General features: G+C 55.6%; 25 protein-coding genes. 15 read left to right on the top strand and 10 right to left on the bottom strand.

Annotation, left to right across the window (positions count from 1 at the left end; genetic code table 11):
* Positions 1-44 precede the first annotated feature (44 nt).
* Together AM410_RS02130 and AM410_RS02125 are read left to right on the top strand one after the other, a co-directional pair.
* Positions 45-590, top strand: a complete 546-nt coding sequence (locus tag AM410_RS02130) for an antibiotic biosynthesis monooxygenase (RefSeq protein ID WP_014168838.1) — start codon at positions 45-47, stop codon at positions 588-590.
* Between the two features lie 21 nt (positions 591-611).
* On the top strand, positions 612-2,480 hold the full coding sequence (locus AM410_RS02125; protein WP_014168839.1) for an amidohydrolase: 1,869 nt from the start codon (positions 612-614) through the stop codon (positions 2,478-2,480).
* 70 nt (positions 2,481-2,550) lie between these two features.
* On the opposite strand, the gene AM410_RS02120 is transcribed toward AM410_RS02125, so the two are convergent.
* Positions 2,551-3,153, bottom strand: a complete 603-nt coding sequence (locus tag AM410_RS02120) for a peroxiredoxin (protein ID WP_014168840.1) — start codon at positions 3,151-3,153, stop codon at positions 2,551-2,553.
* A gap of 127 nt (positions 3,154-3,280) precedes the next feature.
* The gene (acpH, locus tag AM410_RS02115; RefSeq protein ID WP_025204983.1) at positions 3,281-3,862 is read right to left on the bottom strand and encodes an ACP phosphodiesterase; all 582 of its coding nucleotides are present in this window, start codon (positions 3,860-3,862) and stop codon (positions 3,281-3,283) included.
* 92 nt (positions 3,863-3,954) lie between these two features.
* Here acpH and queA point away from each other — a divergent pair, with 92 nt between their 5' ends.
* The 7 genes from queA to AM410_RS02080 all read left to right on the top strand — a co-directional run bounded on the left by queA (position 3,955) and on the right by AM410_RS02080 (position 10,621).
* Positions 3,955-5,025, top strand: coding sequence for a tRNA preQ1(34) S-adenosylmethionine ribosyltransferase-isomerase QueA (gene queA, locus AM410_RS02110; RefSeq protein ID WP_108647469.1), 1,071 nt, complete (start codon positions 3,955-3,957; stop codon positions 5,023-5,025).
* A gap of 53 nt (positions 5,026-5,078) precedes the next feature.
* Positions 5,079-6,206, top strand: coding sequence for a tRNA guanosine(34) transglycosylase Tgt (tgt, locus tag AM410_RS02105; RefSeq protein ID WP_020885227.1), 1,128 nt, complete (start codon positions 5,079-5,081; stop codon positions 6,204-6,206).
* A gap of 22 nt (positions 6,207-6,228) precedes the next feature.
* Positions 6,229-6,561, top strand: a complete 333-nt coding sequence (gene yajC / locus AM410_RS02100; protein ID WP_000007630.1) for a preprotein translocase subunit YajC — start codon at positions 6,229-6,231, stop codon at positions 6,559-6,561.
* Positions 6,562-6,588: 27 nt separating this feature from the next.
* Positions 6,589-8,436 (top strand): protein translocase subunit SecD, encoded by a 1,848-nt coding sequence (gene secD / locus AM410_RS02095; protein ID WP_014168844.1) that lies wholly within the window; start codon positions 6,589-6,591, stop codon positions 8,434-8,436.
* A 10-nt stretch (positions 8,437-8,446) separates the two neighbouring features.
* Entirely contained in the window at positions 8,447-9,418 is a 972-nt protein-coding gene (gene secF / locus AM410_RS02090; RefSeq protein WP_020885225.1) for a protein translocase subunit SecF, read from the top strand.
* A 142-nt stretch (positions 9,419-9,560) separates the two neighbouring features.
* Positions 9,561-9,926: a VOC family protein gene (locus AM410_RS02085; RefSeq protein ID WP_020885224.1), complete on the top strand. Its 366-nt coding sequence runs from the start codon at positions 9,561-9,563 to the stop codon at positions 9,924-9,926.
* Positions 9,927-9,940: 14 nt separating this feature from the next.
* On the top strand, positions 9,941-10,621 hold the full coding sequence (locus AM410_RS02080) for a helix-turn-helix transcriptional regulator (RefSeq protein ID WP_014168847.1): 681 nt from the start codon (positions 9,941-9,943) through the stop codon (positions 10,619-10,621).
* 48 nt (positions 10,622-10,669) lie between these two features.
* Here the strand turns inward: AM410_RS02080 and AM410_RS02075 are convergent, their stop codons facing one another.
* Together AM410_RS02075 and AM410_RS02070 are read right to left on the bottom strand one after the other, a co-directional pair.
* Positions 10,670-11,554 (bottom strand): nucleoside-specific channel-forming protein Tsx, encoded by an 885-nt coding sequence (locus AM410_RS02075; protein ID WP_025204975.1) that lies wholly within the window; start codon positions 11,552-11,554, stop codon positions 10,670-10,672.
* A gap of 266 nt (positions 11,555-11,820) precedes the next feature.
* On the bottom strand, positions 11,821-12,360 hold the full coding sequence (locus AM410_RS02070; RefSeq protein ID WP_083599649.1) for a DUF3251 domain-containing protein: 540 nt from the start codon (positions 12,358-12,360) through the stop codon (positions 11,821-11,823).
* Between the two features lie 152 nt (positions 12,361-12,512).
* Here AM410_RS02070 and nrdR point away from each other — a divergent pair, with 152 nt between their 5' ends.
* The 5 genes from nrdR (at position 12,513) to thiL (ending at position 16,119) form a co-directional block, all read left to right on the top strand.
* A complete protein-coding gene (gene nrdR / locus AM410_RS02065; protein WP_008503337.1) occupies positions 12,513-12,962 on the top strand; it encodes a transcriptional regulator NrdR in 450 nt (149 codons plus the stop codon).
* A 4-nt stretch (positions 12,963-12,966) separates the two neighbouring features.
* The gene (gene ribD / locus AM410_RS02060) at positions 12,967-14,070 is read left to right on the top strand and encodes a bifunctional diaminohydroxyphosphoribosylaminopyrimidine deaminase/5-amino-6-(5-phosphoribosylamino)uracil reductase RibD (RefSeq protein WP_108647468.1); all 1,104 of its coding nucleotides are present in this window, start codon (positions 12,967-12,969) and stop codon (positions 14,068-14,070) included.
* A gap of 87 nt (positions 14,071-14,157) precedes the next feature.
* On the top strand, positions 14,158-14,628 hold the full coding sequence (ribH, locus tag AM410_RS02055) for a 6,7-dimethyl-8-ribityllumazine synthase (protein WP_006176874.1): 471 nt from the start codon (positions 14,158-14,160) through the stop codon (positions 14,626-14,628).
* A gap of 21 nt (positions 14,629-14,649) precedes the next feature.
* A complete protein-coding gene (nusB, locus tag AM410_RS02050) occupies positions 14,650-15,069 on the top strand; it encodes a transcription antitermination factor NusB (RefSeq protein WP_006809908.1) in 420 nt (139 codons plus the stop codon).
* A 78-nt stretch (positions 15,070-15,147) separates the two neighbouring features.
* A complete protein-coding gene (thiL, locus tag AM410_RS02045; RefSeq protein ID WP_020885221.1) occupies positions 15,148-16,119 on the top strand; it encodes a thiamine-phosphate kinase in 972 nt (323 codons plus the stop codon).
* Positions 16,120-16,200: 81 nt separating this feature from the next.
* Here thiL and AM410_RS02040 read toward each other — a convergent pair whose 3' ends face one another.
* From AM410_RS02040 to xseB, 4 genes are all read right to left on the bottom strand, one after another.
* On the bottom strand, positions 16,201-17,175 hold the full coding sequence (locus AM410_RS02040) for an aldo/keto reductase (RefSeq protein ID WP_014168853.1): 975 nt from the start codon (positions 17,173-17,175) through the stop codon (positions 16,201-16,203).
* A gap of 63 nt (positions 17,176-17,238) precedes the next feature.
* A complete protein-coding gene (gene dxs / locus AM410_RS02035; RefSeq protein ID WP_020885219.1) occupies positions 17,239-19,101 on the bottom strand; it encodes a 1-deoxy-D-xylulose-5-phosphate synthase in 1,863 nt (620 codons plus the stop codon).
* Positions 19,102-19,125: 24 nt separating this feature from the next.
* A complete protein-coding gene (ispA, locus tag AM410_RS02030; protein WP_014168855.1) occupies positions 19,126-20,025 on the bottom strand; it encodes a (2E,6E)-farnesyl diphosphate synthase in 900 nt (299 codons plus the stop codon).
* Positions 20,026-20,268, bottom strand: a complete 243-nt coding sequence (gene xseB / locus AM410_RS02025) for an exodeoxyribonuclease VII small subunit (protein WP_008503331.1) — start codon at positions 20,266-20,268, stop codon at positions 20,026-20,028.
* Positions 20,269-20,579: 311 nt separating this feature from the next.
* On the opposite strand from xseB, the gene thiI reads away from it, so the two are divergent.
* On the top strand, positions 20,580-22,028 hold the full coding sequence (gene thiI / locus AM410_RS02020; RefSeq protein WP_014168857.1) for a tRNA uracil 4-sulfurtransferase ThiI: 1,449 nt from the start codon (positions 20,580-20,582) through the stop codon (positions 22,026-22,028).
* Between the two features lie 45 nt (positions 22,029-22,073).
* Here the strand turns inward: thiI and yajL are convergent, their stop codons facing one another.
* A complete protein-coding gene (gene yajL / locus AM410_RS02015; RefSeq protein WP_020885217.1) occupies positions 22,074-22,667 on the bottom strand; it encodes a protein deglycase YajL in 594 nt (197 codons plus the stop codon).
* Positions 22,630-23,541, bottom strand: a complete 912-nt coding sequence (gene panE / locus AM410_RS02010) for a 2-dehydropantoate 2-reductase (protein ID WP_073395609.1) — start codon at positions 23,539-23,541, stop codon at positions 22,630-22,632. The genes yajL and panE overlap by 38 nt, the downstream gene beginning before the upstream one ends.
* Positions 23,542-23,613 lie beyond the last annotated feature (72 nt).

Genomic DNA, 23,613 nt, shown 5'->3' with positions numbered 1-23,613 from the left:
TCCAGGGCGGGGTTCTCCCGCCCATTAATGACCAGGAAACTATTATGGCGCACACATCGCATGTCACGCTGGTGATCACCCACACCTTGCTGCCGGGTCAGGCTGAGCGATACGAACAGTGGCTGGGTAAGATCATGCCCATCGCGGCGGAATTTCCGGGGCATCTTGGCGCGAACGTCATCCGCCCGACCGACGGACAACATCTGTGGACGGTGATAATCCGTTTCGACACCCTCGAACACCTCTCTGCATGGACCCAGTCCGATACCCGTAATGCGCTGGTAAAAGAGATTGAACCGCTGCTGGCGGAAGGCGATAAAACCGAAGTGCGTACCGAGGCGGCGTTTTGGTTTACCCCACCGGAGCCTCACGTGCGTAAGCCTAAACAGTGGAAACAGTTTCTCATTACCCTGCTGGTTATCTTCCCCAGTACCAACCTGGTGCCGCTGGTGACCGGTGCGTTGCTTCCTGGCCTGAAAGGTACGTTGTTGCTGCATCTGATTAACGATGCCTGTGTGGTCGCGCTGGTGGTCTGGCTGTGGATGCCCATCGTGACCCGTCTGTTTGCTGGATGGCTCAAAAAAGCCTGATTCGGCTGAAAGGAGTACGTTATGTCTCAAACTGCCACACTGATCTTAACCAAAGGTAAGATCCATACCCTCGATCGCGAAAACCCGCTCACGGAAGCGGTGGCTATTGCTAACGGCAAGATCCTGGCGACGGGTAACCACGATCGCATAATGAGCTATGCGACTCAGGGAACGCAGATTGTCGATCTGAAGGGGAGTACGGTGATCCCCGGGCTTAACGATTCGCACCTGCACCTGATCCGCGGCGGGCTGAACTACAACCTCGAGCTGCGCTGGGAAGGCGTACCGTCGCTGGCGGATGCGCTGAGGATGTTGAAAGATCAGGCCGATCGTACACCTTCACCTCAGTGGGTTCGGGTGGTGGGCGGCTGGAGTGAGTTTCAGTTCGCCGAACGTCGGATGCCGACCATCGAAGAGCTTAACGAGGCGGCACCGGATACGCCGGTGTTTGTCCTGCACCTCTACGATCGCGCCCTGCTTAACCGCGCCGCGTTGAAAGCTGTCGGCTACACCAAAGAGACGCCAAACCCGCCGGGCGGGGAGATTGTGCGTGATAACCACGGCAACCCGACCGGGCTGCTGATCGCTAAACCTAACGCGATGATCCTCTACGCCACGCTGGCAAAAGGACCGAAACTCCCCATTGAGCAGCAGGTTAACTCCACGCGCCAGTTTATGCGTGAGCTTAACCGTCTGGGGCTGACCAGCGCCATTGATGCCGGCGGCGGCTTCCAGAACTACCCGGAAGATTACGAGGTGATTGCCGAACTGCACGCCAAAGAGCAGATGACGGTGCGTATTGCCTACAACCTCTTCACCCAGCGCCCTAAACAGGAGCTGGAGGATTTTGAGCGCTGGACCGATATGCTCAAACCGGGGCAGGGCACAGACTTTTATCGTGCGAACGGGGCAGGAGAGATGCTGGTCTTCTCGGCGGCGGATTTTGAAGATTTCCTCCAGCCGCGCCCGGATCTGCCGCAAGGGATGGAAGACGAGCTGGAACGCGTGGTGCGCCACCTGGTGGAAAACCGCTGGCCGTTCCGGCTGCATGCCACCTATGACGAATCCATCAGCCGGATGCTGGATGTCTTTGAGAAGGTGAACCGTGAGATTCCGTTTAACGGCCTGCACTGGTTCTTTGACCATGCGGAGACCATTACCGAACGTAATATCGAGCGCGTCAAAGCGTTGGGGGGCGGTATTGCGGTGCAGCACCGTATGGCGTTCCAGGGCGAATATTTCGTCGACCGCTACGGCAAAGAGGCGGTAAAACACACGCCGCCGGTGGCGAAAATGCTGGAACTGGACGTGCCGGTTGGGTTAGGAACCGACGCAACCCGTGTGGCGAGCTATAACCCGTGGACGGCGCTCTACTGGCTGGTCTCCGGGCGAACCGTCGGCGGCCTGGCGATGTATGACGACAATAACCGCCTGCCGCGTGAGGTAGCGCTGGAGCTGTGGACCGCAGGCAGCGCGTGGTTTTCCAGCGAGCAGGGTAAAAAAGGCCGTCTGGTTGAAGGGCAGCTTGCGGATCTGGTGGTGCTGTCGAAAGATTACTTCAGCGTGACGGAAGAGGAGATCAAGGGCATTGAATCGGTGCTGACCGTTGTGGATGGCAAGGTCGTGTATGCAGCCGGTCATTTCAGTCCGCTGTCACCGCCGCCGATCCCGGTTGTGCCGTCGTGGTCACCGGTCGTGAAAGTCCCGGGGCATTACCGCTCTGCGCCGCCTGCAGCCAGCAAAGTGGGGGCGGTGGTACAGATGCACCAGTGCATTGGTAGCTGCGGGGTGCATGGCCATGCGCACGGCATTGCGCGGCAATCGGATATCCCGGTATCTGATGACCAGGCATTCTGGGGCGTGCTGGGGTGTTCGTGCTTCGCGTTTTAACGTGTGAAGAGTGAGATCGTACAAAACAAAAAGGCCCGCAGATGCGGGCCTTTTCCGTAAACCGTGCCGATTACAGGCTGGATACGTTCTCAGACAGGTATTTAGCAACGCCGTCCGGAGACGCGTTCATACCTTCTTTACCTTTTTCCCACTGAGCCGGGCACACTTCACCGTGCTCTTCGTGGAACTGCAGCGCGTCAACCATGCGCAGCATTTCGTCGATGTTACGACCCAGTGGCAGATCGTTAACAACCTGGTGACGAACGATGCCGTTTGCGTCGATCAGGAAAGAACCGCGCAGTGCAACGCCAGCGTCCGGATGTTCGATACCGTAAGCCTGCTGGATTTCGCGTTTGATGTCCGCAACCATTGCGTATTTCACCGCACCGATGCCGCCTTTGTCGACAGGGGTGTTACGCCATGCGTTGTGTACAAATTCAGAGTCGAAGGAGACGCCTACAACTTCTACGCCACGCTTCTGGAATTCTTCGTAACGTTTGTCGAATGCGATCAGCTCAGACGGGCAAACGAAAGTGAAGTCCATTGGCCAGAAGAACAGAACGGTCGCTTTACCGTTGGTGTGCTGTTTGAAGTTGAAGTTTTCAACGATTTCACCGTTGCCCAGAACTGCTGCAGCTGTAAAATCCGGAGCCGGACGAGTTACCAGAACCATGTGATTCTCCTGTAGATACTAAGGTTATTTGGAACGCAACGCCGCCCAGTATAGAGAGTGTTCATTGATAAGACAAAGAGGCGCTAACAATCGTTCAGCAAGCTTTCACCTATCAATGGCATTTCTGTTATAGCTGTTTGTTTTTCGCCTGGGTCATCATACGCGGGTAGAACTGCCAGAACCGCGTCTCCAGCGCCTCGTAGTGGGCATCCAGGTCATGCCAGGAGTCGCGTAGCGCGTCGAGTCGCGGTCGGCGACTCGCCATCCCGTTTAACACATTCTGTATAAAGTCCATCTCGCGATAGCGCTCAAGCCAGCGTTCTGACCAGAGATAGTTATTCAGATTCACAAAGCGCGGCGGCGAATCCGGCAAAATAATGGACACCTGCTGGTGGGCATAGCGCACGAACGCGTTTAGGGGCATCTCAGGAGAGAGTGTTTCCCAGTGCCGCGAGAGGAAATGGTCCCACATTACATCGAGCGTGATCGGTGCGACGCGCCGCGTTTCAGGGCGGAACCACGCTTTGGCTTCCTGGACTTCCGGCAGGTTATCGGTCAGTACGTCGATACGGCGATGCATAAAAATCCCGTCGACAACCTCTGCGGAGTACGCGTCGGCGGGATTACCGCGCACGAAATCGGCCAGCAGATTGCCGGAAAGAGAGCTGTCAGCGAGATGAGCAAGATGCAGGTGAGCGAGAAAATTCATGCGTTTTATTTGTCCAGGGGCGGCTAGTTGTTGCAGCAAAAGGGTGTGAGCACTAGACTATGCCGCCTGTTTTTAAGTCACGAGTATACGTCATGCGCGTCGCCGATTTCTCCTTTGAACTACCTGAATCCCAGATTGCTCACTACCCAATGCCTGAGCGCAGTAGCTGTCGTTTGCTGTCACTGGATGGGCCGACGGGCGAGCTGACGCACGGTACTTTCACCGATTTGCTCGACAAGCTCAACCCTGGCGATCTGCTGGTCTTTAACAATACCCGCGTGATCCCGGCGCGTCTGTTTGGCCGTAAAGCCAGCGGCGGCAAGATTGAAGTGCTGGTCGAACGTATGCTTGATGATAAACGTATTCTGGCACATATTCGCGCCTCTAAAGCGCCGAAGCCGGGTGCAGAGCTGCTGCTTGGCGATGATGAGAGCATCCGTGCAACCATGACCGCGCGTCACGATGCGCTGTTTGAGGTGGCGTTCAATGACGAGCGCACGGTGCTCGACATTCTGAATGCGATCGGCCATATGCCGCTGCCCCCTTACATCGAGCGCCCGGACGAAGAGGCTGACCGCGAGCTGTACCAGACCGTCTATAGCCAGAAACCTGGCGCGGTCGCCGCGCCGACGGCGGGTCTGCATTTTGATGAACCGCTGCTGGAAAAATTGCGCGCGAAAGGTATCGAGATGGCCTTCGTGACCCTGCATGTCGGTGCGGGTACGTTCCAGCCGGTGCGCGTGGACAGCATCGAAGACCACATCATGCACTCCGAATATGCCGAAGTGCCGCAAGAGGTGGTAGATGCTGTTCTGGCCGCCAAAGCACGCGGTAACCGCGTTGTGGCAGTGGGCACCACGTCGGTACGCTCCCTTGAGAGCGCCGCGCAGGCCGCCAAAAATGACCTGATTGAGCCTTTCTTTGGCGATACGCAGATCTTTATCTACCCGGGCTATCAGTACAACGTGATTGATGCCCTGGTAACCAACTTCCATCTGCCTGAATCAACGCTGATTATGCTGGTGTCCGCTTTTGCGGGTTATCAGCACACCATGGCGGCGTACAAGTCTGCGGTAGAACAAAAATATCGCTTTTTTAGCTACGGGGACGCGATGTTTATCACGTACAATCCGCAGGCTTTGAATGAGCGTGTCGGGGAATAAGTCCGCGGCACCGTTTTACAACGTTGGACTGTTTTTCTGACGTCGGAGAAAAAATGAAATTTGAACTCGATACCACCGATGGTCGCGCACGTCGCGGCCGCCTGGTGTTTGATCGCGGCGTGGTGGAAACCCCCGCGTTTATGCCTGTGGGCACCTACGGCACCGTAAAAGGGATGACGCCGGAAGAAGTGGAAGCCACTGGCGCACAGATTATCCTCGGCAATACCTTCCACCTGTGGCTGCGTCCTGGTCAGGAGATCATGAAGCTGCACGGCGATTTGCATGACTTCATGCAGTGGAAAGGCCCGATCCTGACCGACTCCGGTGGTTTCCAGGTCTTCAGCCTGGGCGACATCCGTAAGATCACCGAGCAGGGCGTACACTTCCGTAACCCGATCAACGGCGATCCGATTTTCCTCGATCCTGAAAAGTCTATGGAGATTCAGTACGATCTCGGCTCTGATATCGTGATGATTTTCGACGAATGTACGCCATACCCGGCCGACTGGGATTACGCGAAACGCTCCATGGAGATGTCGTTGCGCTGGGCGAAGCGTAGCCGTGACCGCTTTGACTCCCTGCAGAACAAAAATGCGCTGTTCGGTATTATCCAGGGCAGCGTTTACGAAGATTTACGCGATATCTCTGTTAAAGGTCTGGTAGAGATAGGTTTTGATGGCTACGCTGTCGGCGGTTTGGCTGTGGGTGAACCGAAGGAAGACATGCATCGCATTCTGGAACATGTCTGCCCACAAATCCCGGCAGATAAACCCCGTTACCTGATGGGTGTGGGTAAACCTGAGGACCTGGTTGAAGGTGTGCGCCGCGGCATTGATATGTTCGACTGCGTTATGCCAACCCGCAACGCGCGTAACGGTCATCTGTTTGTGACCGATGGCGTGGTGAAAATCCGTAACGCGAAGCATAAGAGTGACACCAGCCCGCTCGATTCCGAGTGCGATTGCTACACCTGTCGCAATTATTCTCGCGCGTACCTGCATCATCTTGATCGTTGCAATGAGATTTTGGGCGCGCGTCTCAATACCATTCATAATCTTCGTTATTATCAGCGCTTAATGGCTGGTTTACGCAAGGCTATTGAAGAGGGTAAATTAGAGAGCTTCGTGACCGATTTTTACCAACGTCAGGGTCGAACCGTTCCACCTTTGAACGTTGATTAATTTTAATAATGAGGGAATTTGAATGAGCTTTTTTATTTCTGATGCGGTAGCGGCAACAGGTGCTCCGGCGCAGGGCAGCCCGATGTCTCTGATTCTGATGCTGGTTGTGTTCGGTCTGATCTTCTACTTCATGATCCTGCGCCCACAGCAGAAGCGTACCAAAGAGCACAAAAAGCTGATGGACTCCATTGCCAAAGGTGATGAAGTGCTGACCAACGGTGGTCTGGTCGGTCGCGTAACCAAAGTGGCTGAAAGTGGCTACATTGCTATTGCCCTGAACGACACCACTGAAGTGGTTATCAAACGTGACTTCGTAGCTGCCGTTCTGCCGAAAGGCACCATGAAGGCGCTGTAATCCCAACTTTTCCCAAAGGGAACTGCCGTGTTAAACCGTTATCCTTTGTGGAAGTACATCATGCTGGTCGCCGTGATTCTCGTCGGCCTGCTGTACGCGCTTCCCAACCTGTATGGTGAGGATCCGGCTGTTCAAATCACTGGCGCGCGCGGTGTCGCCGCCAGTGAGCAAACGCTGATCCAGGTCCAGAAATCGTTACAAGAAGAAAAAATTACCGCTAAGTCTGTGGCTCTGGAAGAGGGCGCAATTCTTGCTCGCTTCGACACCACCGACACGCAGCTCCGCGCTCGCGAAGTGCTGATGGGCGTGCTGGGTGATAAATACGTCGTGGCGCTTAACCTTGCTCCTGCAACCCCGCGTTGGCTGGCTGCGTTGAATGCAGAGCCAATGAAACTCGGTCTTGACCTGCGTGGCGGTGTTCACTTCCTGATGGAAGTGGATATGGATACCGCGCTCGGCAAACTGCAGGAACAAAACATCGACAGCCTGCGCAGCGATCTGCGCGAAAAAGGCATCGCTTACACTACCGTTCGTAAAGAAGATAACTACGGTATGAGCATCACGTTCCGCGACAGCGCGGCGCGCGATCAGGCTGTAGATTACCTGACTCAACGTCACCGTGACCTCGTGATCACCTCTCAGGGCAGCAACCAGCTGCGCGCGGTGATGACCGATGCTCGCCTGAAAGAAGCCCGTGAATACGCCGTTCAGCAGAACATCAATATTCTGCGTAACCGTGTAAACCAGCTGGGTGTTGCTGAGCCACTGGTACAGCGTCAGGGTGCTGACCGTATCGTGGTGGAACTCCCGGGGATTCAGGACACGGCACGTGCGAAAGAGATTCTGGGGGCAACTGCCACGCTGGAATTCCGTCTGGTTAACTCCAACGTCGATCAGTCCGCTGCTGCCGCAGGCCGTATTCCGGGCGATTCGGAAGTGAAACAGACCCGCGAAGGTCAGCCAGTTGTGCTGTACAAACGCGTGATCCTGACCGGTGACCACATCACCGACTCCACATCCAGCCAGGACGAATACAACCAGCCGCAGGTTAACATCTCGCTGGATAGCGCGGGTGGTAACATCATGTCTAACTTCACCAAGGACAACATCGGTAAACCGATGGCGACCCTGTTCGTGGAGTACAAAGACAGCGGTAAGAAAGATGCAAACGGCCGCGCGGTGCTGGTGAAAGAGGAAGAGGTGATTAACATCGCCAACATCCAGTCTCGTCTGGGTAACAGCTTCCGCATTACTGGTATCAACAACCCGAACGAAGCGCGTCAGCTTTCACTGCTGCTGCGTGCCGGTGCGCTGATTGCACCGATTCAGATTGTTGAAGAACGTACCATTGGTCCAACGCTGGGGATGCAAAACATCAAGCAGGGTCTGGAAGCGTGTCTGGCCGGTCTGGTGGTCTCCATCCTCTTCATGATCTTCTTCTATAAGAAGTTTGGTCTGATTGCGACAAGCGCACTGGTTGCGAACCTGGTGCTGATTATCGGCATCATGTCTCTGCTGCCGGGGGCGACGCTGACCATGCCGGGGATTGCCGGTATCGTCTTAACCCTTGCGGTGGCGGTCGACGCCAACGTACTGATAAACGAACGTATCAAAGAAGAGTTAAGCAACGGTCGCTCTGTTCAGCAGGCGATTGACGAAGGCTACAAAGGGGCATTCAGCTCCATCTTCGATGCGAACGTAACAACACTGATTAAGGTTCTTATCCTGTATGCAGTGGGGACTGGCGCTATCAAAGGCTTTGCGATCACCACCGGTATCGGTGTTGCAACGTCAATGTTTACCGCTATTGTCGGCACCCGTGCCATCGTGAACCTGCTGTATGGCGGCAAGCGCGTCAAAAAGCTGTCTATCTGAGGAGTGCGTTGTGGCACAGGAATATACTGTTGAACAATTGAACCACGGCCGTAAAGTCTGGGACTTTATGCGCTGGGACTACTGGGCTTTCGGCATTTCAGGTTTACTGCTGATCCTCTCCCTTATCGTGATGGGCGTGAAAGGCTTTAACTGGGGTCTTGATTTCACCGGTGGTACGGTAATTGAGATCTCCCTGGAAAAACCGGTCGATATGGACCAGATGCGCCAGTCTCTGCAGAAAGCGGGCTTTGAAGAGCCGTTGCTGCAGAACTTCGGCAGCAGCCGTGACATTATGGTACGTATGCCGCCGGTGCACGATGCGAATGGCAGCCAGGAGCTGGGCAGCAAGGTTGTTAACGTGGTTAACGAAACAACCAACCAGCATGCGACGGTTAAGCGTATCGAGTTCGTCGGGCCAAGCGTAGGTGCTGACCTGGCGCAAACCGGTGCGATGGCGCTGCTGGTGGCTCTGATCTCCATTCTGGTGTACGTCGGTTTCCGCTTTGAGTGGCGACTGGCGGCGGGTGTGGTTATCGCCCTGGCGCACGACGTGGTGATCACCATGGGCATACTGTCTCTGTTCCACATTGAGATTGACCTGACAATCGTGGCATCCCTGATGTCCGTTATCGGTTACTCACTGAACGACAGTATCGTGGTATCTGACCGTATTCGTGAAAACTTCCGTAAGATCCGTCGCGGTACGCCGTACGAAATCTTTAACGTGTCGTTGACCCAGACGCTGCACCGTACGTTGATCACATCCGGAACCACCTTGATGGTGATCCTGATGCTGTTCCTCTTCGGTGGCCCGGTACTGGAAGGCTTCTCGCTGACCATGCTGATCGGTGTCTCTATCGGTACGGCTTCGTCTATCTACGTTGCCTCCGCACTGGCACTGAAACTTGGCATGAAGCGCGAGCACCTGCTCCAGCAGAAAGTCGAGAAAGAAGGGGCGGACCAGCCGTCTATTCTGCCGTAAGACGACGTGTCGTTCGTTCCTGAAATCCCGGTCTGTTGACCGGGATTTTTTTTATCTGCTCCTGCCAAACACTCCTGACAGTATGCTGTCAGGAGCCCTGTCGTAGACTCTTTTCGAACCCAAACAACAGGCAGGAGGATGTATGAAAAGTGTGATTAACTGGTTTGAAATTCCGGTCGCCGATATGGATCGCGCTATCAAATTTTATGAGCCCGTGATGCAGGTACAGCTGAGACGAGAGAAAATGGATGTGGCTGAGCTAGCCGTTTTCCCGCATGACGATCCGGCCACCGGCGGCGCGCTGGCAAAATTTGAGGGCATTACACCGTCCGTACAGGGCGCTATTATTTACCTGCATACTGACAACCTGGCGGCAACGCTCGATCGCATCGCGTCTGCGGGTGGCGAGTGCGTGTTTGGCCCGCTGGAATTGCCGCGTGGCATTGGCACCATAGCCTTGTTTACCGACAGCGAAGGTAATCGCGTCGGCCTCCATCAACCTGCCTGAGAGCTGAATACGATATGACCCGACGCGCTGACCGTTTGTTTCAGATTGTGCAGATCCTGAGAGGCAGGCGTCTGACAACGGCAGCGCATCTGGCGGACAGGTTGAGCGTATCGGAACGGACCGTATACCGTGATATCCGCGACCTGTCGCTTTCCGGCGTGCCGGTGGAAGGGGAGGCGGGAAGCGGCTATCGGCTGATGTCGGGTTTTGACTTACCTCCGCTGATGCTGACGAATAAAGAATCTGAAGCGTTGATGGTCGCCATCCGTCTGCTGAAAACCTGGGGCGGCGACTCGCTCTCGCGTGAGCTTGAGTCGGCGCAGGAGAAGGTACTGGCGATCCTGCCCGAGGAGAGCCGACGTAAGGCGGAGCAGACGCGGATATATGCGCCGGATATTGCGCTTCAGCCGCATTCGCGTAGCGACTTTGATGTTATTCATCAGGCTATTTCTGCCCAGTGCGTACTGGCGCTGCATTATCGTGATGAAGCCGGGCATCTGACGTGGCGCGACATTCAGCCGCTGGGGCTGTTCTTTTGGGGAGAACACTGGCTGCTGGCCGCGTGGTGTGAACGGCGTGATGACTACCGTTGCTTCCGGCTCGACAGGTGTCTGAATATTACGCTCACGCAGAGGCGTTTTAGCGAAAGCGCGGAGCGATCGCTGGCGGATTTTCTGCGCAAGGTGAAGCAATAAAAAAGCCAGCATATCAGCTGGCTTTGTCCGTTTTTGCCTTCTTTCACATCAGAAGTTGTAACCGACAACCAGGTAACCACCCCAGCCGGTAGAACGTACGCTGAAGTCGCCATTGCCGAAGTTCAGGCTTGCGTCATCGTTCCACTGACCGCCGTTATGCCAGTAACGCGCAACAACGGAGTAGTGCCAGTGATCGTAGTTCAGCGCCAGGATGTGGCTGGAGGCGATGGAGTCGTTGGTACGCGCTTTCTTACCGTTCAGGTCACGGAAGTCGTTGTCGCCCAGGTCTGAACCCCAGTCAAAGTTGGTGAAACCGATATAGCTCAGGTTACCGCCCCACAGCTGGGTAATTGGCACAAAGTATTTCACTTTGAAGCGGTAGCCATCCCACTCGTTTTCGTTCGCGGCACCGTAGTTCTGCCACTGGTATTTCGCATAGACGTTCAGGGACAGGCTCATTGGCAGACCGGTGTCGATGTCGGTACCCAGACCCATATACCAGGTGCTCTGACGACCGGACGCGTTACGGCCCATGTCGTAGATGTAGTTGTTCGCGAAGTACCACTCTTTGAATGGACCAAACGCCAGGCTGGTGCCCGTCAGCTTATCAATGGAGAAGCGGGGTTCGATCTCCATGAACAGGGGGGAACCGTGGTTCCAGATCCCTTTCGCATCGGTGTTACCGCCGAAGAAGACCGGTGCATCCATATAGCCGTAGAAATCGAACCAGTCTTTCTTGGCGAAGGCTTCGTACTCCAGGTAGGTATCGTTGCGGATCTGTGGTCCGAAACGGGTGTGATAGCTGCCGACCACGTTAACGCTCTGGTGCCACCAGTCGGAGAGGTATTGTGGTTTATCGTTTTCCGCTGCGTTAACAGTGAAAGTGGAGGAGAGTGCCAGCACGGCGCCAGCCGCGAGTAATGTTTTTTTCATAATCATGCCACTGATTGAAATTCCCTTCCGGGAGTGAAAAATGCGCGAATTGCGTTTCTAAATATTTCGTGTTTCTGCGGAGCCTATTATAGGAATCCTTGCTCACAAAAATATGTGTTGTTTCACATATCTCTCACACGCGTAATCGATTGCGTTCACGTTTGCGTACTTTAAACGGCGGGGATTGTAGCGGCAATGATTTCTGTTGCCAATCTTTGCGGATTGTAAATGTTAGCGGAGTGACATTGCACTCCGCTGAAAGGGGATTACTGCGCGGCGGGCTGGATATCGTGAATGCGGATGAAACCTAACTGATCCGGCGTAAGTCCGTTCAGCTGGATCGGAATGTCAACATCGCTCGGGGCCAGCACGCTGGCGGGTGCGGTGAACAGCTGGCTCTTCACGTTCACTTCCTGATAGTTCTCTGTGGTGCCCTGAATCTGCCCCCACTCGACGGTGCCGCTAAAGGCTGGCAGAGGATCGTTGGATTCCCCCTGAATGCGTAATGTTGCGCGAGTACCATCCGCATTGGCCGCCACGTTTACCAGCGACATTTTCAGCGTGCCAATCTGGCTGTTAAGGCGCGCCGGGGTGTTAGACCCGGGCAGTAGATAAACCCCACTGCTGGATTTGGCATTCAGCGCGTTTTGCTGGGTGATCTTCACGGTTTCTTTGTTCAGTTTGTCCATCGTGGTATTGAGCGTATTCACGCTTTGTTTCATTTGACGGACTTCGGTTTGCTGTGCACAGGCGCTAAGGGTAAACAGACTCCCCACCAGCAATATTTTCAGGTAACGTCTTGTCATTGCGTTTATTTCCTTGAAATAACGGATCTCCGTAATGGTAGCCAGCATCGCATCAACAGGCATAGATCCTTTGTCTCAAAAAGCTCTTCCTTTGTTGTCAGGCCAGATCAGGGTAAAATGAAAATCAGTTAACCACATAACAGGGATACCGTATGCATTGCCCATTCTGCTCCGCTGTGGATACCAAAGTTATCGACTCTCGCCTTGTGGGCGAAGGGTCTTCCGTACGCCGCCGCCGGCAATGTCTGGTGTGCAACGAGCGTTTCACGACCTTTGAGGTTGCAGAGCTGGTAATGCCGCGCGTGGTAAAAAGTAACGACGTGCGTGAGCCGTTTAACGAAGAGAAACTGCGCAGCGGGATGCTCAAGGCGCTGGAAAAACGCCCTGTCAGTGCAGATGACGTCGAAATGGCGTTAAACCACATAAAATCTTACCTTCGTGGTTTGGGTGAGCGCGAGGTGCCAAGCAAGATGATTGGCAACCTGGTGATGGAGCAACTGAAAAAGCTCGATAAGGTCGCCTATATCCGCTTCGCCTCTGTGTACCGCAGTTTCGAAGATATCAAAGAGTTTGGCGAAGAGATCGCCCGCTTACAGGATTAAGCTCATGCAGGATGAGATTTACATGGCGCGAGCCATGAAGCTGGCGCAGCGCGGTCGTTTTACCACCCATCCCAACCCTAACGTCGGGTGCGTCATTGTCAACGATGGCGAGATCGTGGGCGAAGGGTTTCACTACCGTGCCGGTGAGCCCCATGCCGAAGTTCATGCCCTGCGTATGGCCGGCGAAAAGGCGCGCGGTGCAACGGCCTACGTGACGCTGGAACCCTGCAGCCACCACGGCCGTACCCCGCCGTGCTGCGAAGCACTGATTGCGGCGGGTGTCGCGCGCGTTGTCGCGGCGATGCAGGATCCCAATCCGCAGGTTGCCGGACGTGGCCTGTATCGACTGCAGCAGGAAGGAGTTGATGTCAGTCACGGTCTGATGATGCAGGATGCAGAAGCGATCAACAAAGGCTTCCTGAAGCGCATGCGCACCGGGTTCCCGTACATTCAGCTTAAGCTTGGGGCCTCACTGGATGGTCGTACGGCGATGGCGAACGGCGAGAGCCAGTGGATCACCTCTGCGCAGGCAAGGCGCGATGTGCAACGTCTGCGCGCGCAAAGCCATGCTATCCTCACCAGCAGTGAAACGGTTCTGGCTGATAATCCTGCCATGACCGTGCGCTGGGATGAACTGAATGCCGATACCCAGGCGTGCTACCCGCAGGAAAACCTGCGTCAGCCGCTGCGTATTGTCATCGATAGCCAGAATCGCATCACGCCTGCGCACCGCATCGTGCAACAGCCGGGCGAAACCTGGATTGCACGCACGCAGGACGATGCGCGTGAATGGCCGCAAGGCGTACGCAGCATCATGGTGCCAGAGCATAACGGGCACCTCGACTTAGTGGTGCTGATGATGCTGCTTGGTAAGCAACAGGTGAACAGTATCTGGGTAGAAGCGGGGCCGACGCTGGCCGGCGCGCTGCTGCAGGCCGGGCTGGTGGATGAGCTGATTGTCTACGTAGCACCTAAACTGTTGGGTAACGATGCGCGTGGTCTGTTTGTGCTGCCGGGTCTTGAAAAACTTGGCGATGCACCACAACTCAAATTTAGCGAGATTCGTCCGGTGGGCCCGGATGTCTGCCTCTATTTAACGCCAGCGTAATTGCTCCTGAAATAGGGAAGCAGTGCGCAAAGTATTATGATAAAATCCGCCCCCCTGCGGGGCCAAATGAACCCGTAAAGGAAGAGTATGAACATTATTGAAGCTGCTGTAGCTACCCCGGACGCTCGCGTCGCCATCACCATTGCGCGTTTCAACAACTTCATCAACGACAGCCTGCTGGAAGGTGCCATTGACGCCCTGAAACGTATCGGCCAGGTTAAAGATGACAACATTACCGTTGTTTGGGTTCCAGGTGCTTATGAACTGCCACTGGCAGCGGGCGCGCTGGCGAAAACCGGTAAATACGACGCGGTGATTGCGCTGGGTACCGTTATTCGTGGCGGCACTGCACACTTCGAATACGTTGCAGGCGGTGCAAGCAATGGTCTGGCACACGTTGCGCAGGATGCAGAAATTCCTGTCGCGTTTGGCGTGCTGACTACCGAAAGTATTGAACAAGCCATTGAGCGCGCTGGTACCAAAGCCGGTAACAAAGGTGCAGAAGCTGCACTGACCGCGCTTGAAATGATCAATGTGTTGAAAGCCATTAAGGCCTGATTTTTTTGTAAGGGGAATTCCGTGAAACCTGCTGCTCGTCGCCGCGCCCGTGAATGTGCCGTCCAGGCACTTTACTCCTGGCAGTTGTCCCAGAACGACATCGCTGATGTTGAATACCAGTTCCTGTCAGAACAGGACGTGAAAGACGTTGACGTTCTGTACTTCCGTGAACTGCTGTCGGGAGTGGCGACTAATAGCGCGTATCTCGATGGTCTGATGAAGCCATACCTGTCCCGTCTGCTCGAAGAGCTGGGTCAGGTTGAGAAAGCAGTGTTGCGTATCGCGCTGTTTGAGTTGTCTAAACGTGATGATGTGCCGTACAAAGTGGCCATCAACGAAGCGATCGAACTGGCGAAAACCTTCGGCGCTGAAGACAGCCATAAATTTGTAAACGGCGTGCTGGATAAAGCCGCACCTGCGATCCGTCCCCACAAAAAGTGATCCGCAAACCGGAGTTTTGCATTGCCTGCCGGGCAGTGCGGCTCCGGTTTTTTTATTTAATTTGCTGAGGCATAACGTATGGCATGCGGCGAATTCTCCCTGATTGCCCGTTATTTCGACCGTGTCAGAACCTCTCGTCTTGATGTTGAAACCGGCATTGGTGATGACTGCGCACTTCTCAATATTCCCGAAAAACAGACGCTGGCAATCAGCACCGACACCTTAGTGTGCGGACGTCATTTTTTACCTGATATCGATCCCGCCGATCTGGCGTATAAAGCGCTGGCGGTCAACGTAAGCGACTTAGCGGCCATGGGCGCCGATCCCGCGTGGCTGACGCTGGCGTTGACGCTGCCCGAGGTGGACGAAGACTGGCTTGAAGCCTTTAGCGATGCGCTGTTTGATCAGCTCAACTACTACGATATGCAGCTGATTGGCGGTGACACCACTGCCGGGCCGCTGTCGATGACGCTTGCGATCCACGGCTATGTCCCGCTGGGCCGGGCGCTGAAACGCTCGGGCGCAAAGCCGGGTGACTGGATCTACGTGACCGGCACGCCGGGCGACAGCGCCGCAGGGCTGGCAATCCTCCAGGATCGCTTACGCGTCAAGGATGCCGACGATGCGGCATATCTGGTGAAACGCCATCTGCGCCCAACGCCGCGTATTTTGCACGGCCAGGCGCTGCGCGAGCGGGCAAGCTCGGCTATCGATCTCTCTGACGGGCTTATCTCCGATCTCGGCCATATTCTGAAGGCCAGCGGTGTGGGCGCGCGCGTAGATCTGGATCTGTTCCCGCTGTCAGAGCCATTGCTTCGCCATGTGGAACCCGAGCAGGCTCTGCGCTGGGCGCTCTCCGGCGGCGAAGATTATGAGCTGTGCTTTACCGTACCGGAGCTGAACCGGGGAACGCTGGACGTGGCGCTAGCTCACCTTGGGGCGAAGTTTACCTGTATCGGACAGATTATGCCGGAAAGTGAAGGGCTGAAATTTGTGCGTGATGGCGCGCCGGTTACGCTTGACTGGAAGGGTTACGACCACTTTGCGTGATTCGTCGGCCGGGTAGCGCTGCGCTTACCCGGCCGAGGGATTTTGTTCCCTCTCCTTTTGGGAGAGGGGCAGGGCGTGGGCTTACTTAAACCCTACCACCGGATGCTGCTGGTACGGCGTTTCCAGCTCGGCGACTTGCTCAGGCGTCAGCGTTAAATCAACGGCACTCAACAACTCATCCAGCTGTTCTTCCCGCGATGTACCGATAATCGGTGCCGCGACTCCGCGTTTGCTCAGCAACCACGCCAGCGCTACCTGCGCACGCGTGGCACCGGTATCATCGGCAATCCCCGCTAAACGTTCGGCGATCAACGCATCGCTGGCTTCCGTACCTTCGTACAAGGTTTTACCGAACGCATCCGACACCGAGCGGGCAGTGGTCTCTCCCCAAGGTCGGGTGAGGCGTCCGCGCGCCAGGGGGCTCCATGGGATCACCGCTACACCTTCCTGATAGCAGAGCGGCAGCATCTCGCGCTCTTCTTCGCGATAGATAAGGTTGTAGTGATCCTGCATGGTGACAAACCGTGCCCAGCCGTGCTGCGCCTGAAGGTCAAGCGCTGAGGCAAACTGCGAAGCGTGCATAGACGATGCGCCGATGTAACGTGCCTTCCCGGCCTTAACCACATCGTTAAGGGCTTCCAGCGTCTCTTCAATCGGCGTGTTGTAATCCCAGCGGTGGATCTGCAGCAGGTCGACATAATCCATATTCAGGCGCCGGAGGCTGTCATCAATGGATCGCAGGATTTGCGCACGGGAAAGGCCTTCAGGCAAATCACCCACCTGGTGATATACCTTGGTGGCGACGACCACATCGTCACGGCGGGCAAAATCGCGCAGGGCGCGGCCGACAATCTCTTCGCTGCTGCCGTCGGAGTAACTGTTGGCAGTATCAAAAAAGTTAATCCCGCCGTCGAGTGCGCGTTTGATGATAAGGCGGCTGCTCTCTTCCGGCAGCGTCCAGGCGTGATTTCCCCGGTCTGGCTCGCCAAAGGTCATGCATCCCAGGCAAAGTCGGGAAACCTGAAGGTCTGTTTTTCCTAATGTCGTGTATTGCATGGTTCCGCTCCTGCTTTTTTAAACAATACGTTTAAGCATAGCAGGAGCGGAAAAGGGGAGGGATCAGGCCAGCCAGGAACGGATTTTCGACTCAATGCCGGCCGCATCCAGGCCAATCGCCGCACGGGCTTCGTCCTGGGTGCCTTGCGGAATGAAATGATCCGGCAGACCAAGGTTCAGTACCGGCACGGCTTTACGGTTAGCCATCAGCACTTCGTTTACGCCGCTGCCCGCGCCACCCATGATGGCGTTTTCTTCCAGCGTGACCAGCACGTCATGAGATTCCGCCATGCTCAGGATCAGGGCCTCGTCGAGCGGCTTCACAAAGCGCATATCCACGAGGGTCGCATTCAGCGTTTCAGCCACTTTCGCGGCCTCCGGCATCAGCGTACCAAAGTTCAGGATCGCCACTTTCTCACCGCGACGCTTCACCAGACCTTTACCTATCGGCAGTTTTTCCAGCGGCTGCAGTTCAACGCCGACGGCATTGCCGCGCGGGTAGCGCACCGCACTAGGGCCATCCTGATAGTGGTAGCCGGTAAACAGCATCTGACGACATTCGTTCTCATCGCTTGGCGTCATGATGACCATATCCGGGACGCAGCGCAGGAACGACAGGTCAAATGCCCCCTGGTGCGTCTGGCCGTCAGCACCCACAATGCCTGCGCGGTCGATAGCAAACAGGACCGGCAGCTTCTGGATGGCAACGTCATGGATCACCTGGTCGTAGGCGCGTTGCAGGAAGGTGGAATAAATGGCGACAACCGGGTTATAACCGCCAATCGCCAGGCCTGCCGCGAAGGTCACCGCGTGCTGCTCGGCAATGGCAACGTCAAAATACTGGTCCGGGTATTTTTTGGAGAACTCCACCATGCCAGAACCTTCACGCATGGCCGGGGTGATCGCCATGAGCTTATTGTCTTTAGCGGCGGTTTCACACAGCCAGTCGCCAAAGATTTTTGAATAGCTCGGCATGCCACCGCTGCTTTTGGGCAGGCAACCGCTGCTCGGGTCGAATTTCGGTACCGCGTGGAAGGTGATGGGATCTTTTTCCGCCGGTTCGTATCCACGGCCTTTTTTGGTCATGATATGCAGGAACTGTGGGCCTTTCAGGTCACGCATGTTTTTCAGCGTGGTGACAAGCCCCAGAACGTCATGCCCGTCCACCGGACCAATATAATTAAAGCCCAGCTCTTCAAACAGCGTACCCGGCACGACCATGCCTTTGATGTGTTCTTCGGTGCGTTTAAGCAGTTCTTTGATTGGCGGTACGCCGGAGAAGACTTTTTTTCCGCCTTCGCGCAGCGAGGAGTAAAGCTTGCCGGAGAGCAACTGCGCCAGATGGTTGTTCAGCGCGCCCACGTTTTCGGAAATCGACATTTCGTTATCATTAAGGATAACCAGCATGTCTGGCTTGATATCGCCCGCGTGGTTCATGGCCTCAAAGGCCATTCCGGCAGTGATCGCCCCGTCGCCAATGACGCAGACGGTACGACGCTGTTTATTCTCTTTTTCGGCTGCCACCGCAATACCGATACCCGCAGAGATTGAGGTGGAGGAGTGCCCAACGCTTAATACGTCGTACTCGCTCTCGCCACGCCATGGGAACGGATGCAGGCCGCCTTTCTGACGAATGGTGCCAATTTTATCGCGACGTCCGGTCAGAATTTTATGCGGATAGGCCTGGTGGCCGACATCCCAGATGAGCTGATCGAACGGCGTGTTATAGACATAATGCAGCGCCACGGTCAGCTCTACCGTGCCAAGCCCGGAGGCGAAATGGCCGCTGGAGCGGCTTACGCTGTCGAGCAGGTAGCGACGCAGCTCATCGCACAGCTTCGGCAGGCTCTCTTTCGGCAACAGGCGTAACTCCTGGGTGGAGTCAACTAACGCCAGTGTCGGGTATTTGGCAATATCAAAACTCATCAAAGGCTCATCGAGATAGTGTGTTTATTTATCACGCTGGATTATATAGTCCGCTAGCGCTTCCAGTGCCGAAGTATCCAGTGATTGCGCGGCCAGTTGATTCAGCGACTGGCGGGCATCCTCTATCAGATCCCGGGCTTTACGTTGGGCTTGCTCAAGACCCAGCAGGGCGGGGTAGGTACTTTTGCCAAGCTGCTGATCCGCACCCTGACGTTTACCCAATGTTGCAGTATCGCCCACCACATCCAGAATGTCATCCTGAACCTGGAATGCCAGACCGATACTTTCTGCGTATCTGTCCAGTATCGGCAGGGCTTTGCGCCCCTGTTCACCCGCGCTCAGGGCGCCCAGACGAACGGCTGCACGAATCAATGCGCCCGTTTTATGGCGATGAATACGCTCCAGCTGTTCCAGATTAACCTGACGTCCTTCCGCTTCCAGATCCAGTGCCTGACCGCCACACATACCGGCGACGCCGCTGGCCATTGCCAGTTCAGAGATCATCGACAGACGGTCACGGTCGGCCACTTCGGCCATCGGCGCATCGCTCAGAATCGAGAACGCCAGGGTTTGCAGGGCATCCCCCGCCAGAATGGCATTCGCTTCGCCAAACTTGATGTGGCAGGTAGGCTGGCCACGACGTAGATCGTCGTCGTCCATGGCCGGCAAATCATCATGGATCAGCGAGTAGGCATGGATGCACTCAACGGCGGCTGCCGGGGCATCCAGCGTGTTAGCGCTGATACCAAACATATTGCCCGTGGCGTAGACCAGAAACGGACGCAGGCGCTTTCCACCCAAGAGTGCGCCATAGTGCATGGCTTCAACCAGTGGAGTGTTCTGAAAAGGCTGTGGCTCAATAAAACGGCGCAGCGCATCGTTGGCACGCGCGACGCATGCCTGAAGCTCGTTGGCGAAATCCATTTACTCGGCGTCCGGTGTGAATGGCGTAGTTTTAGCGTCTTCGCTGTCGGACAGCAGGATCTGCACGCGCTGCTCGGCCTGCTGCAGTTTGACCTGCCCCTGGCGCGCCAGCTGCACGCCGCGCTCGAATTCATTGAGCGCCTCTTCCAGCGGTAAATCGCCGCTCTCAAGGCGGGTGACAATCTGCTCCAGCTCACTCAGCGCAGTTTCAAAACTGGCCGGTGCGTCGTTCTTCTTCGGCATAGTGAATTGACTCTTATATTCTCAGCCCCGACATGGTAACGGACTCGGGGCAATTATCAAATAACGCGCAATGTGCACAGGAGCGGCGTGAAGATGATATACTTGCGCGCCTGGATGCAGCCACGGGTGTGGGCTGCTATACACGTCATCCTTCAGGTTGTCTCTGTTTGGGCTACGTTGCGCCTTTCCGTTACTTACTCGCGTAAGCTTGCGGGGGGCTGTGACTCGCCGCGTTGATGCCACCTGAATGATTTTGTGTATATTTCATTTTCCATTACAAGCCTTAAGCTTGCCTAAGAAACATTGCCGCCATGAAGTTTATCATTAAATTGTTCCCTGAAATCACCATCAAAAGCCAATCTGTGCGTTTGCGCTTTATTAAAATTCTCACCGGGAACATTCGTAACGTATTAAAACACTACGACGAAACGCTCGCCGTGGTGCGTCACTGGGACCACGTTGAGGTTCGCGCGAAAGATGAAAACAAACGTCAGGATATTCGCGACGCGCTGACCCGTATTCCGGGCATTCACCATATTCTGGAAGTGGAAGACGTTCCTTACACCTCCCTGCATGACATTTTTGAAAAAGCGCTGGTGCAGTACCGCGATCAGATTGAAGGCAAAACCTTCTGCGTGCGCGTGAAGCGTCGTGGTAAGCATGAGTTTAGCTCCATTGAAGTGGAGCGCTATGTGGGTGGCGGCCTCAATCAGCACGTTGAGAGCGCCCGCGTGCGCCTGACTAACCCGGACGTGACCGTTAACCTGGAGATCGAAAACGATCGCCTGCTGCTGGTGAAAGGCCGTTATGAAGGTATCGGCGGTTTCCCAATCGGCACGCAGGAAGATGTCCTGTCGCTGATCTCCGGCGGTTTCGACTCCGGTGTTTCCAGCTATATGCTGATGCGCCGCGGCTGCCGCGTACACTACTGCTTCTTTAACCTGGGCGGTGCGGCGCATGAAATCGGCGTACGTCAGGTTGCGCACTATCTGTGGAACCGCTTCGGCAGCTCCCACCGCGTGCGTTTTGTGGCGATCAACTTTGAGCCAGTGGTCGGCGAAATCCTTGAAAAAGTGGACGACGGTCAGATGGGCGTGGTGCTGAAACGCATGATGGTGCGTGCAGCGTCCAAAGTGGCGGAGCGGTACGGCGTGCAGGCGCTGGTCACCGGTGAAGCGCTGGGCCAGGTCTCCAGCCAGACCCTGACCAACCTGCGTCTTATCGACAACGTATCGGATACCCTGATCCTGCGTCCGCTGATCTCCTACGATAAAGAGCACATCATCGATCTGGCGCGCAAAATCGGTACCGAAGATTTTGCCCGCACCATGCCGGAATACTGCGGTGTGATCTCAAAAAGCCCGACCGTCAAAGCGGTGAAGGCGAAAATCGAAGCCGAAGAAGAAAACTTCGATTTCGGCATTCTGGAGAAGGTGGTGGCGGAAGCGACCAACATCGATATCCGCGAGATTGCCCAGCAGACCGAGCAGGAAGTGGTTGAAGTTGAAACCGTCAGCGGTTTCGGTGCCAACGACGCGATTCTGGATATCCGTTCCATTGATGAGCAGGATGACAAACCGCTGCAGGTTGAAGGCGTGGACGTGGTTTCCCTGCCGTTCTACAAGCTGAGCACCAAATTCGGCGATCTCGACCAGAGCAAAACGTATCTGCTGTGGTGCGAGCGCGGGGTGATGAGCCGTCTGCAGGCGCTGTATCTGCGCGAGCAGGGCTTTGCGAATGTGAAGGTCTATCGCCCTTAACCGTTTGCCGGGTGGCGGCTTCGCTTACCCGGCTTTCTTTACACGCTACGCTTCGTAAAAATTATAAATCCCCGCTGCCATTACTAACGACGACGCCACCTCGTAGGCTTTCTCACGCCCGACCAGCAGGTCGATAATCTTCAGTCCAAAATCTATCGCGGTACCCGGCCCCTGGCTGGTGAGCAGATTGACGCGCGGATCCCAGACCACACGTTTATCCACCCATTGCTCTTCAGGAATGGTCTCTTTCAGTCCCGGGAAACCGGTCATATTCCCGATCGGGAAAATGTTATGCGGCACCAGAACCGTGCCGGCTGCGGCACAAATTGCCGCAACGATGCGCCCCGACAGATGGAATTGCCTGACGGTTTCGACCAGGAGCGGGCTGTCGCGAAAATACTCCGCGCCCTTCAGGCCGCCCGGCAGTACGATGATGTCGTAATCCCCGTCGGCCACCTGCACAAGCGGTGCATCGGCGAGGATTTTTACGCCGCGTGAACAGGTGATGGTCAGATTACCGTCGCTGGCGACGCTGGCGGTGGTCACGTTAATGCCGCCGCGCACCATCAAATCAATGGTGGTGACGGCTTCTGTCTCTTCGCTACCAGGGGCGAGGCAGATCAGTGCTGACGCGCTCATATTCACTCTCCTTACGTTTAACCAGGTCATACAGACGGGCATTTTCCGGCACGGCAATGCCGTGGGCGCGGGCGCGTTTAAGCAAATAGCCCGTGATGTAATCAATCTCTGTGTGGCGTAACGCCCGAATGTCCTGCAACATCGAGGAAATGTTTTCTGCAGTACTTTCAATTACCTGCTCAACATAATAGCGCAAATCCTCCGCCGAGGTATGCAGGCCTTCACGTTCGATAACCGAGGCGACCTCCGCGCACAGGGTGGCAATTTCCTGCGGATGATTTTTCAGTTCCCCGTTCGGGCAGTTCCACAGCGCCGTCAGCGGATTGATCACGCAGTTAACCGCCAGCTTGCGCCACAGCTGCGGGCGGATAGTGTCATGCCAGGCCACGTCCGGCAGCACCTTCTGCAGAACATCCGCCAGATAGCTGTAGTCACCATCCTGCGTACGGGCGGGGCCCATGTGCGTTACGCCGTTGGCGACATGCACGATAATGTTGCCATCGCGGCGTGCAGCGTGCGTGGTGGTCGCCATCAACAAGGGATGCGGGATGCTTTTCAGCTCATCAATGGTTCCCATGCCGTTATGCAGCAGCAGAATGGGGGAGTCTGGGGGAAGTTGCGCGGCCAGCGTCTTTACCGCATCTGAAACCTGCCATGCTTTGAGCGTGACCAGCAGCAGATCGCTTTGCGCCAGAAAATCCGGATCGTTCGCGGTGAGTGATTCGTTGAATATACTTCCGTCTTCGTCAATCAGGTTCACACTGCAATAGGGCTGGGGCACGCGCAGCCAGCCCTGTACCTCATGTCCGTGCTTGCAAAGCGCGGTCAGCCATAGCTGTCCAAGGGCTCCGCATCCGAGCACTGTAATTTTCATTGTTCCTCCTCACCTGCAACTGCGCCAGGTGTTACGGCCTAAGTATAGCGCCGTCAGCTAAGCTTCTGTTGA

This window comes from Enterobacter cloacae complex sp. FDA-CDC-AR_0164 (assembly GCF_003071645.1).
GTDB classification, from domain to species: Bacteria; Pseudomonadota; Gammaproteobacteria; order Enterobacterales; family Enterobacteriaceae; genus Enterobacter; species Enterobacter ludwigii.
Note: the sequence above shows the minus strand (reverse complement) of the source record. Positions and strands in the feature narration are given on the sequence as shown.